The sequence below is a fragment of the Ignavibacteriales bacterium genome, assembly GCA_026390595.1.
Lineage (GTDB): Bacteria > Bacteroidota > Ignavibacteria > UBA10030 > UBA10030 > UBA9647.
Map to the genome: position 1 here is coordinate 159,055 of JAPLFQ010000025.1, position 13,909 is coordinate 172,963.

Consider the following 13,909-nt stretch of genomic DNA (forward strand, 5'->3'; position numbering starts at 1 on the left):
TATGAAGATCCACATCATTGGCGTACCGATGGACTTGGGTGCTGGGCGGCGGGGGGTCGACATGGGCCCGTCTGCAATACGCATCGCTGCGGTCGCGGAACGTCTCCGTTCACTGGGACACACCGTCGTTGATGAAGGAGATATTCCCACCACCGTTCCTGAGCTGCAACCGCTCTACAATGAGAAACTGAAGTACCTCCCCGAAGTCGTGCGTGCCTGCACGCTCCTCGCATCGAAAGTCGAAAAAGTCTCGCGCGCCGGCGGAGTCCCGTTGGTACTTGGCGGGGACCACTCCATCGCCATGGGAACCATCGCGGGCGTGGCGGCAGAAGCGCGTCGCACGGGGAAGAAGCTCGGCGTTCTTTGGATCGACGCCCACGGGGACTTCAATACAAACAAATCATCTCCTTCCGGGAACATCCACGGTATGCCACTCTCCGCATCGGTCGGCATCGGCGCGCCGGAGCTCACTTCCATCGGCGGGGATTACCGCAAGGTGGATCCCAAACGCGTGGTGCTCATCGCAATCAGGGATCTCGACGAGGCCGAGAAGAAGGCCATCGGACAGCATGGCGTCACCATTTTCACGATGGAAGATATTGACAAAGAAGGCATGTCGGTCGTGATGGGGCGGGCTCTTCGCAAGCTGAAAGGGATGGACCTGCTGCACGTCAGTCTCGATCTTGACGCACTGGATCCCGAACTGGCGCCGGGAGTCGGCACGCCGGTAAAAGGCGGGTTGAACTATCGCGAGGCCCATTTACTCATGGAAACCCTGTCTGTCCAGGGGAAAATGACGTCGATGGAGGTTGTCGAGGTGAACCCGATCCTTGACGATAGAAACCGGTCAGCCGAGATCGCAGTTGAACTTGTCTCCTCCGCTTTTGGAAAGAGGATAATCTGAAATCGCGACCTTAGGGTCGTTGCATCGCAGCCTGGGAGAGATACATGCCGAATGAACAGAAACCCGGATCGAAAAGAGAAATCGCCGCAGTGATCATGGCCGCCGGACAGGGAAAAAGGATGAAGGACCCTTCCCGGGCCAAGGTGATGTACGAATTGAACAACAAACCGATGATCCACTACGTCGTCGATCTTGCCGGCCAACTGGGCGCCTCCGCAATTGTCGTTGTCGTGGGTCATCAGCGTCAAATCGTGATCGACTATCTGGCGGGAAACCACCCCTCCGTATCGTGTGCAATCCAGGAACCTCAGCGGGGGACAGGTCACGCCGTGATGCAGTCCGCTGCTGCGCTTGACACGTTCAGAGGCGATGTGCTCGTATTGTCAGGGGATGTGCCGCTCCTGACAAAACGAACGATGGAGAACCTCATGCGGCATCATGTTGACACTGGTGCCGTTGCGACGATTCTCACGTCTAAGATGAAGGATCCGACAGGCTATGGGCGCATCATTCGCAATCCCGACGGTTCTGTCAAGAAGATTGTCGAGCATCGGGACGCGTCGGAGGAGGAAAGAACGATTGCGGAAATCAATTCCGGGATTTATGTGTTTGATAAAGAGAAGCTGTTTGACGGTCTGAATCACATTACACCCGACAACGCTCAGAACGAGTACTATCTGACCGACGTGTTCGAGTATTTCTGGCAGCAACGTTGGACCGTTTCTGCGTTGGTGGCAGAGCATGAGGATGAAATCCACGGCATTAATACGTTTGACCAGCTCGAGCAGGCAAGGGGGATTCTGAATGCACGGCCTGGTGATCAATAGTTTCCTTCTTTGATAGAAATCATTCATCGCAGAGGGCCCACAATCTTGGGATTTCTCCGCGTTTCTCCGCGGACTCGGCGCCTCCGCGTTGAAAACCACAATCAAACTGGGAGGCTCTCCAGTAGTGGGGAGTCTTGACTATCACTCTACATTTGAGTATCATTCCGATGGAATCGACAGCGAGAGGGCTACTCATGAAGAAGATGGCAGTGGGTGTGTGTATGTTGGCCGTGATGCTCTGCTTCACGACTGCTTCAGCGCAATTCAAGTCCACGATTGAGCCCCGGTCGACTGTTGCAGAGTCCATCCTTCGATCGGATGACGGCGGATTGATGTTCGGTCTGTTCAATCCAAACAATTTCAGCATGCATCACAGCTTCTCCCTGTCGTACCAGACTTTCGGTGGCCAGGGATTGTCAATGGGGATGTACACCAACAGCCTCGCATACAAGTTCTCTGATGACCTCGATGTGAAGGCTGATATCAGCCTGATGGCTTCGCCGTACAACACGTTGGGGAAGCAATATCAAAGCAGTCTGAGCGGACTTTTTCTGAACCGGGCGGAACTGACCTATAGGCCCTGGAAGAACACACTATTCCAGGTCCAGTTCCAACAAGTGCCGGCGGGATCTCTGATGGGATATGGGTACATGGGTGGAAACAATTTCTTTGGCGGATTCAGCCGATATCAGGACGACAATCGCTAAATCTCTGAATTGAATCTCTGCTCTTTTTCCACACCGAGCGTGACTGGTCTGCGTTGGCAGACGAGCGCTCGGTTTTTTTGTGTCTATCGCTGAATGGTGAACGAGACCGAGCAACCGCTGAATACTCCTGAGCTTCCTCCCGAAGAGGGACAAGCCCAGCCGGCTCCGTCGAAGCCGAAGAAACGCCGCTTCCGCACGAGTTGGAAGGGTATCGGAGGCAATGGACTCATTCTGGCTTTTGCAGTGATCGTGATTTTCTTTATCTGGTCATTCGTGAACAGGATGTTCATCGATCCTCCCGTCAAACCGGAAACGGTACAAGGGGGGACAGCGCACACGATTCAGCTCGACGTGCTCAATGGGTCAGGAGTTCCGAAGCTCAGTCAGAAATTTACAGACTATCTTCGTGCGCGCGGATTCGATGTTGTGGAGACGGGAAACTACAAGGATTCCAAGGTCGAGAACACGCGCGTCCTTGACCGCACCGGACACCAGGAGGCAGCCCAGCAGGTAGCCGAGGCTCTTGGTGTTCCCAAAACCGCCGTCGTGCAGCAAATTGACCGCAATGCGTATCTTGATGTCACAGTGGTAATCGGGAAAGACTTCCGGTTACTCAAACCGTTCAAATAACAAGGGGAGGATCCGATATTGACCTCAAGAACTCTTGCCAAGAAAATTGCAGAGTTTGCTCATTCCAGAAAAGCTTCTGACGTTCTCTTGATGGATTTGCGAAAACTGAGGGCGCCGGCCGATTTCTTTGTCGTTTGCTCGGCGGACTCGGACACGCATGCCAGGGCCATTTCAGATGCCGTACGAGTGGGTACGGAGGGAATTGGTATTTCCTTGTGGCACTCGGAAGGGTATCGGTCCCTCTCGTGGGTACTTCTCGACTATTCTGATGTCGTGGTGCATGTATTCAAGAAAGACGTGCGCCCGTTCTACAACCTGGAGCGTCTCTGGGGGGATGCAACACTGATCCCCGTCGAGGACACTCCTCCCGCGGCGCGGGCTAAGGGCCGCGTTCCGGCAAAGCGTAAAAGTCCGGCCTCAGGCCGCCGAACGAAGAAAACTCCATCGTGATCTGATAGAATTCCATGAAGCGTTACCTTTCCGAGAAAGTTACAACAGCGCTCGCATCTCTAAACTATGAAGGTGCGGCAAAGCTCACGTTTGATAAGCCGCGCGACGAAGCACACGGCGACCTGACGACGAATATCGCCATGCTTCTGGCGAAATCGCTCGGCAAAAATCCACGTGCCCTTGCGCAGGAAATCACAGGAGCGCTCAAGGTTGAACCCGAGTTTGTCTCGAAGGTGGAGATTGCCGGTCCCGGCTTCATCAACTTCCGGTTTACGGAGAAGTTCTTCAATCATCAGGTCGGTACGCTTCTCTCGCAGGGAGAGTCGTTTGGCAGGTCGAACGCCGGGGGAAACAAGAAGACCCAGGTGGAGTTTGTGAGCGCCAATCCGACGGGGCCGTTGAGCGTGGGGCATGGGCGTCAGGCAGCCATCGGCGATACCATCGCAAACCTGCTTGAGTGGACCGGACACGACGTAATACGCGAATACTATTATAACAACGCCGGCAGACAGATGCGTTTGCTGGCAGAATCGACATTTGCGCGGTATCGTCAGATTTCCGACCCGGCGTTTCCTTTCCCTGAAGACGGCTACCAGGGGCTGTATATCATCGAGATTGCGAAGCGTCTCAGCGAAGCGCGGGGGGATGAACTCGCTGGGATGGAAAAGGAAAAGGCGATTGAAGAGTGCAAGACATATGCCGAACAGGTTCTCTTCGAGGCAATCAAGAACGTGCTGGGACGGATGGGAATCAAATTTGACGTTTTCTTCAATGAGGATTCTCTCTACAAAAGCGGCAAGATCCAGGAAGTGATCGAGGAATTTCGGAGACTGGAGCTGGCATATGACAGCGAAGGGGCTGTGTGGCTGAAAGCGACGTCCCTCGGTCTCGACCAGGACCGCGTTATCGTGAAGAGCACAGGAGAGCCGACATACCGTCTGCCGGACATCGCCTACCACAGGGAGAAGTTCAGACGCGGATTCGAATTCGTCGTGGACGTTTTCGGTGCGGATCACATCGCAACAATCCCCGACGTTCTTGCCGGCGTCAAAGCGCTGGGATATGATCCCGATAAGGTGAAAGTGGTTATTCACCAGTTTGTGACTCTCTGGCGTGACGGCCAGGAAGTGAAGATGTCAAAGCGGACGGCGAACATGGTGACGCTGGACGAGCTCATCGAAGAAGTCGGGTCAGACGCCGTACGGTATTTCTTCCTCATGCGCGGAGTATCGACGCACCTTGCGTTCGATCTCAACCTCGCTCTGGAGCAATCAGACAAGAACCCGGTGTACTACGTGCAGTATGCTCATGCGCGCATCGCGAGCATTCTCCGGTTCGCTGAAAGCGAGGGGCTGTACTCATCCGTTCCCGGAGCAGGCGAGCCCGCCGTGAGCTTTTCACTCCTCGTGCAGCCCGAAGAGGTTGCACTCGTGAAGCTGTTGCTGGAATTCCCCGAGATCGTCGAGTCATCGTGCTTTGGTTTTGAGCCGCAACGGCTCACAACGTATCTCCATGATGCTGCGACGGCATTTCACAAGTTCTACCATGAACATCGGGTTGTCACGCCGGATCGTGATCTCTCAGTTGCGCGGCTTGCTCTCTGTTCAGCGACGAGAACTGTACTCGCAAATGGGTGCAAAATATTGGGTATTTCAGCGCCAGACCGGATGTAACAGTTTCCAATGATCAGGAATGTGCCGTTGACACTCGGCCGATTTTTCGCTACGTTGTCATAGCACTAAAACCATCACTGAGGCCCTACAGACCTTCCTCTTGCTACTGCTTTACTGATCCATCCATCGTTTTCTCGTACCATAACACTTTTGATAGACTCGTTGCCGCGCTCTCAGGCTTGTGAGGCTTTTTTCTTCGGCCATTCTTTGCTAAATTGCCTGATTACAAGGGCGCAGTGCGTTTTTTCAATCGAAAATCTCCGCCGAAGGCGCCAGCCCGCCTCGATGCGGTACTGAGGCTGGCGGGGATGCGCCTATGGCGCAGAAAATTGGCAATCGATAATTTTGAGTAATGTTCTCTAGAATCACGATGGGCTTCTTCTAACAATAATCGACAATAGATATGAATCTTCTTGTCACCGGCGGCGCTGGTTTTATTGGCAGTAATTTCATCCATTACGTGCTCGATTCACATCCGGCATACCGCGTCGTCAACCTGGACAAACTGACATATGCCGGGAACCTGGAGAACCTGGAAGACGTGGTTGGGAATCCCCGATACACATTTGTCCATGGGGATATTTGTGACGACGCTCTGGTCCGATCGCTTTTCGAAAAGCGCACTTTCGACGCTGTCGTCCATTTCGCAGCCGAATCGCACGTCGACAGAAGCATTGTCGGTGCTGCGGAGTTCGTCCGCACGAATGTGATGGGGACAAATGTCTTGCTCGAGATGGCGAAAGCATACCAGTTGAAGCAATTCGTTCAGATCTCCACGGACGAGGTGTACGGCTCGCTTGGGAAAGACGGGAAATTCCGGGAAGACACTCCGCTTCACCCCAACAGTCCTTATGCCGCCAGCAAGGCATCGGCCGATTTGCTCGCGCTTGCGTATCAGCACACCTTCGGGCTCCCGATCGTGGTTACACGTTGCTCGAACAATTACGGCCCTTACCAGTTTCCCGAGAAACTGATCCCGCTGATGATAGCGAACGCAATGAACGACAAGCCGTTGCCGGTGTACGGTGATGGAGCGAATGTCCGTGACTGGATTCACGTTTCCGACCACTGCGCGGCGATTGACACAGTCCTGCACAAGGGGGTTCCCGGAGAGGTCTACAATATCGGCGGGAATTCCGAAGAGAAGAATATCAACGTGGTAAAGACGATTCTTGCCACGCTCGGGAAACCTGAATCACTCATCACTTTCGTGAAGGACCGTCCCGGGCACGACCAGCGGTATGCAATCGACGCCGGCAAAATCTCGCGGGAACTTGGATGGGAGCCCCGGCACACATTTGAGGCAGGCATCGCTCAGACGATTCTCTGGTACCGGGAAAACGTGCCGTGGTGGCAGCGGATTCTCAGCGGCGAATACAAAGAATACTACAGGAAGATGTACGAGGGAAGGTGAGGTGTGGGGATTGCGAATGCAGGAGCCAGAATCCAGAAGTCAGAATGCAGTTTGCAGACTACAGCCTGCTGAATCAGCCATTAACCATTTACCTAATTGACCAACTCACCAATTAACCAGACTCTGTTCCACCCGTGAAAACCATCATCAGCATCGTCGGGGCAAGGCCGAACTTCATGAAGGTCGCCCCTTTGCATAAGGCATTCCAGCAGTATTCGGATTCCGTCCGCCACCTGATCGTGCACACCGGTCAGCACTATGATGACGCGATGTCGAAGGTATTCTTCGACGACCTCGAACTGCCGCACCCTGATTTCTACCTCGGCGTCGGATCAGGCACGCACGCCGAGCAGACATCGAAGGTGATGCTGGGAGTGGAACGAGTACTGACGGAGCAAAAACCGGACCTCGTGATCGTGGTGGGTGATGTGAACTCCACCGTCGCCGCGAGCCTCGTCAGCGTGAAAATGGGCATTCCCGTCGCGCACGTCGAAGCAGGACTGAGGAGTTTTGACCGGACGATGCCGGAAGAAATCAACCGGATGCTGACGGACGTAGTCTCCGAGTTCCTGTTCGTCAGTGAGCCCAGCGGTCTCCACAACCTGCGCAGGGAAGGAGTAGCAGAGAACAAGATATTCTACGTCGGGAATGTGATGATCGATTCCCTCGTTCACTACCGCCAGAAAGCTGCTCGCCTTTCGACATTGGATCAATTCAAGGTTAAACAAAAACAGTTTACGCTTGTGACACTCCACCGGCCCAGCAACGTGGACACAGAGGAAGGGCTCGGCAAGATTGTCAGCTTCTTCGAACAGCTCGCAAGCCGGACATCGATTGTATTCCCTGTCCACCCAAGGACCCGGAAAATGCTCGAGCGTTTCGGCCTCGGAGGACATGCCGGGAGAATACCAAACCTTGTCATTACGGATCCTCTCGGATATCTTGATTTCTTGTGCCTGATGGATCAGGCGCAGCTGGTCGTGACAGATTCCGGGGGAATTCAGGAGGAAACGACCTATCTCGGTGTGCCTTGCCTTACGCTGCGGGAAAATACAGAACGCCCCAGCACGACAGAAGTAGGGACGAATGAGCTTTGCGGTCTCGATGTGACGAAGATCGTACAGAAGAGTCTCGATGTGTTCGATGGGCGGCCGAAGAAAGGCCGGATACCCGAACTGTGGGACGGCCACGCGGCTCAAAGGATTGCAGAAATCATTTTGAAGAAAATCTAAGGAGCGGTACCGCATGAACATCCGCGCAACGATCTCGATTGTCGTCTGCCTGTGTTTCTGCCTGGGGTTCAGTCAGGCGCAGGAAAAGAATGGTTCCGTCTGGGATCAGGCCAAGACAAAATCGTCCCAAAGCGATCAGAAAGAAAAGGACGATTCCGGACCGAAGCTTACGGGCATACCGATGGAAGGGCCGATTGACCCGACCCAGTATGTCGTCGGACCCTTTGACATCTTCGCGCTCACGTTTTGGGGCGTGCCTCCGATGGAATACACGATAGCGGTCACTCCGGAAGGTACGTTGCTGATCCCGACCGTCGGAGAGGTGCGGGTTGCTGACGCGACTCTGGCTGTGGCGAAGAAGCGGGTGGCCGAAGCGGTCGAAAAGAAGTACCTCCGCGGGGCAGTGTCGATGACACTCGTCAGGCCAAGATCACTCATTGTGACGCTGCGGGGTGCTGTGTCGCGGCCGGGGCAATACATCGCGAGTGCTATTGAACGAGTGGAGAAGATAATCCTGCAGGCTGCAAGCAACGTGAGTACGCCAAATACAACCTTCTCAATTCCAGCCCTCACGCCGAGCGGGCTGCCTGTGTTCCAGGATGACTACAGGGTTCCGAGAATCAGCGCGAAATCTGAACTCGACGAACAGACTTCCGTCCGCAATATTCGCCTGATTCGTCGCAGCGGGGACACGCTGCGCGTTGATATTCCAAAATACTACGCAACGCTCGACAATCGATACAACCCGTTCCTCGTTGATGGGGACCTGATCGTGGTGCCGAGCAAGACCCTTTCGACGAATTTTGTCAGCGTCCACGGCGCAGTGAATTCTCCCGGGCGATATGAGTTTGTTCAGGGGGACAGCCTCGTGGGCATCCTTCAAATTGCGCAGGGTACTCTTGAAACGGCTGATCGGCACTCAGTAACGATTTACCGGTCGGACAGAGTGACGGAGAAAGGCACGGAGCTCATCGTCGATCTCGATGCTGTGCTGAACAAGACCGCTCCTGACCTTGCGCTGCAGCGCGGCGACCGCGTACTCGTTCCGCATCAGGCAGATAGAAGAAGGGATTTCTACGTGACTGTTGCCGGAGAGGTGAATTCCCCCGGAGACTATCCGATCACGCGTCAGGGGACCAAACTGAGCCAGATTATCAAAGGGGCGGGTGGCTTGTCGAATCGTGCATTTCCCAGCGGATCAGTCCTGTGGCGCAAAGATGAAAAGTACACAATTCCCGATGTTGCCCAGCTCGAATATCTCACATTTCTCCGGGCACATCAATTCGACCTGGTTGACAGCACATATTTCTTCCTCGACCTTAAGGTTGGAAGGCAGCCGGTGGTCGTCAATTTCAAGCAGCTTCTGCTTGAAAACGATACTACCTGCGATGTCACACTGCGACACGGGGATTTCCTCTATATCGCGTCGAACGAGCGGTCCGTGTTGGTGCAAGGTCAGGTTTCCAATCCGGGCTACCTCGCGTTTGTTCCGGGGGCGGACTATAAATACTACATCAAGAAAGCTGGTGACTATCAGCAGTACGCTGATGAGGGAGAAGTGAGGATCATCAAAGAGGGGACGACGAGTTGGTTCAAGCCGGGTGATACAACGATCGAGCCGGGCGACCGCGTCTGGGTGCCGAAGGAAGTGAAAAGAAATTTCTGGGCGTATTTCGGCATCGTCAGAGATGTGGTCTCCGTCGTGATCTCGGTGGCGACGTTGATCTATATCAGCCGCAAGTAGTGCGGTGCCATCGGCTATCTGGTGAAAAAGCAAACCGCCAAGCACGCCAAGAACCGCAAAGCACACAATGGAATGCAGAGATCTTGTCGTGGAATTCGTTTGAACCGTACTATCAACTCTTGGCGATCTTGGCGGCCTTTGCGGTTTATCTTTGCTTTTGAAACTCCAAGGGCTCTGCAAAGCTAGCGTGACATCGCAGCAATTGGATTCATACACAGCATAGGGCATCAGGATGAAATCAAAACAGACAGAACCACTCGGCGATCAGACGAACCGTCCCGTGACGAATCAGCCCGAGACGGATGGTCCCCGGCCGCTTGGCACGGCATTGCTGGACTTTTTCGCGGTCATTACCAAATGGCGGAAGCTGATCACCCGAACGGTCTTCATTATCACTGTCATCGCTGTCGCGGTCGGATTGCTTAGCCCTAAGTGGTATAAGGCCACCGCGTCGGTGTTCCCGGCTGAGAAAGCAGATATGTTTGCCGGACTGGAGGGGATCTCATCCCTGGTGAAATCCATTTCGCCCGGCCGGGCGCTATCGGGGCTGGCCGGATCTTCAGAGATGGATCGGTACCGGGCCATCCTGACAAGCGAAAGCGCTCTCCTCAAAGTGATCGAGCGGTTTGACCTTACTAAAGTGTACGAGATTACGAACTACCCGCGGGAAAAGACGATCAAAGAGCTGCTCTCCAACGTCGGCTTTGAGGTCGCAGAGGAAGGCAACCTGCAGATTATCGTGTACGATACGGATCCGCAGCGGGCGGCAGATATGGCGAACTACTTTGTGCATGTTCTGAACGAGACCAATTCGCAACTTCAGGTCCAGAACGCTCGCTCAAACCGACTGTTCGTTGAAACCCGGTACCACAAGAACCTCGCAGACCTGAAGGGGGCGGAAGATTCCCTGAAAGCGTTCCAGCAGAAATATGGCGTCATCGCTCTCCCGGAGCAATTGGAAGCGTCCATCAAGGCGATGGCGGAGATTTACGGTAAGATGGAGGTGCAGGATGTCGGGCTCACCGTTCTCCGGCAGACTGTTGCCAAGGATCACCCGAGCATACGCGCTGCTGAAATCGAGCTCGACGCCATGCGGAACAAGATTCGTCAACTGAACAACGGAACAGCCGGAGCGCCCGGAGATGTGAGCGTCCTGGTTCCTTTCAAACAAGCTCCGCGGCTCGGAACTGCCTATGTGCGGCTCTACCGAGAAGTCGAGATTCAGTACAAGATTCTGCAATTCGTGACTCCGCTTTATGAGCAGGCCAAGGTTGAAGAGCAGAGGGCCACCCCCTCCGTGATCGTGCTCGACTCTGCCCAGGTTCCAGAGAGGAAGGCGAAGCCTAAAGTATCGCTCTACGGCTTCCTGGCCATGGTTATTTCGACCATCGTCGTGTTGGGCATCGTTTTCGCGATCGAAGGTGTGCAGAAGCTGGAGGCGCTCGATCCGGATCGGTTCAAGTCCTTGTGGTCGACTATGCGAACTGACTGGTTCGGCCTGAGATGGACACGAAAAGCCAAGAGATAGATCGAGAATCTGAAGTTGAGGGAAGGTGCCCCGTACAATTCTCCCCTTTTCCCTGCTTCATCCTTTGCAATCGCTGGAGTCGGTGAGTTCTTTTTGATTCGAATAACTGAAACTATGGAGATGGGACACACAAGAAGCGGTTTGATTGCCCGCAACAGCGTGATGAATTTCCTGGGACAATTCATACCTCTCGTCGTGGGTGTGATTTCAATCCCCTTCATCATTCAACGCCTTGGTATCGACCAGTTTGGCATTTTGTCGCTCGCATGGATGCTCTTGGGCTACTTCACGCTTTTCGACCTAGGACTCGGACGAGCCACAACGAAGTTCGTGGCCGAGGCTGTGCACAACGATGCTTTGCAGAACCTGAGGACGCTGTTTTGGAGTTCGTGCGGAACGAACCTCTTCATGGGCATCATCGGCGCGGCGGTTGTCGCTGGTTTAGCTCCCGTACTCGCTGAACGTGTATTCCGGATCCCTCCGGCATTGGTTGATGTAGCAAGCACGACGTTCTTGATTCTTGCCGTTTCTACTCCGATTGTCTTGGTTTCAACAGTGTTCCGGGGCACTCTGGAGGCGGCCCAGCGTTTCGATTATGTAAGCTCGGTCAATTTCATCTCCAGTTCATTCACGTTTCTCATGCCTGTTGCAGGTATCCTCTTAGGTTTTGATGTTCGAGGGATCATCCTGCTTCTGATGATTGCGAGACTTTGCAGTGCGACGGCTTATTTGTTGCTCTGCTTCAAGGTCTTTCCGGTGTTGAGGGAAAGCGTATCATTTGACTTCAACAGGGTCAAAGCCCTGCTGACGTTCGGCGGATGGGTGAGCATCTCAAGTTTTGTCAATCCGATCCTGGTCTACCTCGATCGGTTCTTCATAGGATCGATGATCTCTATCGCCGCTGTGGCCTACTACACCGCTCCGTATGAGATGGTGACCAGACTATGGATCCTTCCAGCGAGTCTCACCATGACCTTGTTCCCCGCTTTTAGCGCAATGAGTGCCTCTTCGCGAGATGCGCTGCCGGGTCTCTACAGCCGTTCTGTGAAGTATCTTTTTTTGTTGATGGCGCCTCTCGTGATGCTCCTGGTTTTGTTTGCCGGCGATATTCTGCGCCTGTGGCTTGGAACCGAGTTTGCGGAGAATAGCGCGCTCGTCTTCCAGGTTCTCGCCGTGGGCATTCTCTTCAACTCGATGGCGCAGATACCCTTCGCACTCCTTCAAGGGCTTGGACGACCTGACCTCACAGCAAAGTTCCATCTGCTGGAGTTGGTGCTGACCGTCCCATTGATGTGGTTCATGGTTTCCAACTTTGGGATTCGCGGCGCAGCTCTGGCTTGGAGCACTCGTGTTCTGGTGGATGCGTTGATGCTCTTTGGTGCATCGGGCCCGGTGGTGGGGGTGCATCTGGATCTTGGGAAAGAGATGGTGCGGGGGTTTGCCGCGGTTCTTTTGCTTGCATCTGGTTTGATTGCCCTTTCATTGATGGGAATACCCCGAATTGCCCTGGCGATTTCTGCGATTGGAATAGTGGGCCTTTTCGCATTCGCTTCCTGGCGCTATGTGCTGGGCCCGGCAGAAAGGCACTCGATTGCTTCCATCGCTCGCGGGCTTGGATTTCTGGCTGAAGGAACGCGATGAGTCCAGACTCAGAGATCCGCGCGGAAGAGGTCAGAACTTGCCTCCTCTGCAAGACCAAAGGAACCATGCTCTATGCCGGTCTCCAAGATCGATTGTTCGATGCTCCGGGGATGTGGAATATTTTCAAGTGCGCTGACTGTGGCCTGATGTGGCTCAGTCCCCGGCCAATCTCATCCGACCTTGGCAAAGCTTACCAGAGCTACTATACTCACAACGCGGGGTCTGACAAGGGGAGAATGGAGGAATTCATCGAGAAAGTGGCCCGTCCTGTCGTGATGTCCAGGTTCGGCTATGAGAGACAAGCTGATGATCGCTCAGCGCGCAATCCCGGTGCGAGTTTGTTGTCGCATGTCCCGGTGGTGAAAGAGATCGCGTGGCGGTATGTCATGAATCTTCACGGACAACGGGGAGGCCGGCTTCTGGATGTTGGTTGCGGCGATGGTTCGTTCCTTGCCAGGATGAAGCATCTGGGTTGGGACGTAATGGGAGTAGAACCGGATCCTCGCGCTGCGAGAAAGACGCAAGAAGAACTTGGTATCCCGGTCTTCAACGGCACGCTTACCGAAGCAGGATTCGATTCCAGGTCCTTTGACGCAATAACCTTGACTCATGTGATCGAACACGTTGAAGAACCTGGCTCATTGCTTCGAGAATGTCACAGGATATTGAAGCCTACAGGTAAGCTCTCGATAGCGACTCCAAATATCGAAAGTTTCGGCCATAGAATGTTCGGCGCGGCTTGGCGAGAGCTCGATCCTCCCCGCCACCTTCACCTTTTGTCTCTCAAGACACTTGCAGCGCTTGTCGAGGGTGCAGTTCCGTTAGGGTTCTCGGTTGATCACCTCGGTTCCTCCGGAGTTTATGCGGGGCAAATCCTGGTGATAAGCCGAAGCATCAGGTTGAAGGGAGCATGGGTGGAACGACCGCTAACGAAGTGGCAAGTAGTAATGACTGTCGTATACTTCATCGCTGAGACCATCGTACGTGCGTTTTCACCAAGGGCGGGGGAAGAACTTTTGATGACTTTAACGAAGCAGCCGGGCAATGCGGCCCATATGCCTCGGTCTGAGAACACCCCCGGTTTGGTGCGATAATCCAATGGCATTTTGCACAAGAAAAGAACTCTGTCAAGCTGTTCAGTCGCGCACTCTGATCCCGA

Annotated in this window: 12 protein-coding genes; all 12 read left to right on the forward strand. The window is 54.1% G+C overall.

The annotated features are described in order from the left end of the window. Position 1: 1 nt before the first annotated feature. Positions 2 to 904, forward strand: coding sequence for an arginase (rocF, locus tag NTU47_14570; protein ID MCX6135034.1), 903 nt, complete (start codon positions 2 to 4; stop codon positions 902 to 904). Positions 905 to 948: 44 nt separating this feature from the next. Continuing rightward, on the forward strand, positions 949 to 1,731 hold the full coding sequence (locus NTU47_14575; GenBank protein MCX6135035.1) for a sugar phosphate nucleotidyltransferase: 783 nt from the start codon (positions 949 to 951) through the stop codon (positions 1,729 to 1,731). Positions 1,732 to 1,925: 194 nt separating this feature from the next. Continuing rightward, positions 1,926 to 2,438, forward strand: coding sequence for a hypothetical protein (locus NTU47_14580; GenBank protein MCX6135036.1), 513 nt, complete (start codon positions 1,926 to 1,928; stop codon positions 2,436 to 2,438). 93 nt (positions 2,439 to 2,531) lie between these two features. Beyond that, positions 2,532 to 3,068 (forward strand): LytR C-terminal domain-containing protein, encoded by a 537-nt coding sequence (locus NTU47_14585; GenBank protein MCX6135037.1) that lies wholly within the window; start codon positions 2,532 to 2,534, stop codon positions 3,066 to 3,068. A gap of 18 nt (positions 3,069 to 3,086) precedes the next feature. After that, on the forward strand, positions 3,087 to 3,518 hold the full coding sequence (gene rsfS, locus NTU47_14590) for a ribosome silencing factor (GenBank protein ID MCX6135038.1): 432 nt from the start codon (positions 3,087 to 3,089) through the stop codon (positions 3,516 to 3,518). Between the two features lie 14 nt (positions 3,519 to 3,532). Then, positions 3,533 to 5,191 carry an arginine--tRNA ligase gene (argS, locus tag NTU47_14595; GenBank protein ID MCX6135039.1) on the forward strand — a complete coding sequence of 553 codons (1,659 nt, stop codon included), beginning with the start codon at positions 3,533 to 3,535 and terminating at the stop codon, positions 5,189 to 5,191. A gap of 403 nt (positions 5,192 to 5,594) precedes the next feature. After that, positions 5,595 to 6,605, forward strand: coding sequence for a dTDP-glucose 4,6-dehydratase (gene rfbB / locus NTU47_14600; GenBank protein MCX6135040.1), 1,011 nt, complete (start codon positions 5,595 to 5,597; stop codon positions 6,603 to 6,605). Between the two features lie 134 nt (positions 6,606 to 6,739). After that, entirely contained in the window at positions 6,740 to 7,837 is a 1,098-nt protein-coding gene (gene wecB / locus NTU47_14605; GenBank protein MCX6135041.1) for a UDP-N-acetylglucosamine 2-epimerase (non-hydrolyzing), read from the forward strand. Between the two features lie 13 nt (positions 7,838 to 7,850). Further along, positions 7,851 to 9,581 carry an SLBB domain-containing protein gene (locus NTU47_14610; GenBank protein MCX6135042.1) on the forward strand — a complete coding sequence of 577 codons (1,731 nt, stop codon included), beginning with the start codon at positions 7,851 to 7,853 and terminating at the stop codon, positions 9,579 to 9,581. Between the two features lie 232 nt (positions 9,582 to 9,813). Beyond that, complete coding sequence (locus NTU47_14615) at positions 9,814 to 11,109, forward strand: Wzz/FepE/Etk N-terminal domain-containing protein (protein MCX6135043.1); 1,296 nt, start codon at positions 9,814 to 9,816, stop codon at positions 11,107 to 11,109. A 120-nt stretch (positions 11,110 to 11,229) separates the two neighbouring features. Next, positions 11,230 to 12,750: a flippase gene (locus tag NTU47_14620; protein ID MCX6135044.1), complete on the forward strand. Its 1,521-nt coding sequence runs from the start codon at positions 11,230 to 11,232 to the stop codon at positions 12,748 to 12,750. Next, positions 12,747 to 13,844, forward strand: coding sequence for a class I SAM-dependent methyltransferase (locus tag NTU47_14625; GenBank protein MCX6135045.1), 1,098 nt, complete (start codon positions 12,747 to 12,749; stop codon positions 13,842 to 13,844). Before NTU47_14620 ends, NTU47_14625 begins: the two co-directional genes overlap by 4 nt. Positions 13,845 to 13,909: the final 65 nt, after the last annotated feature.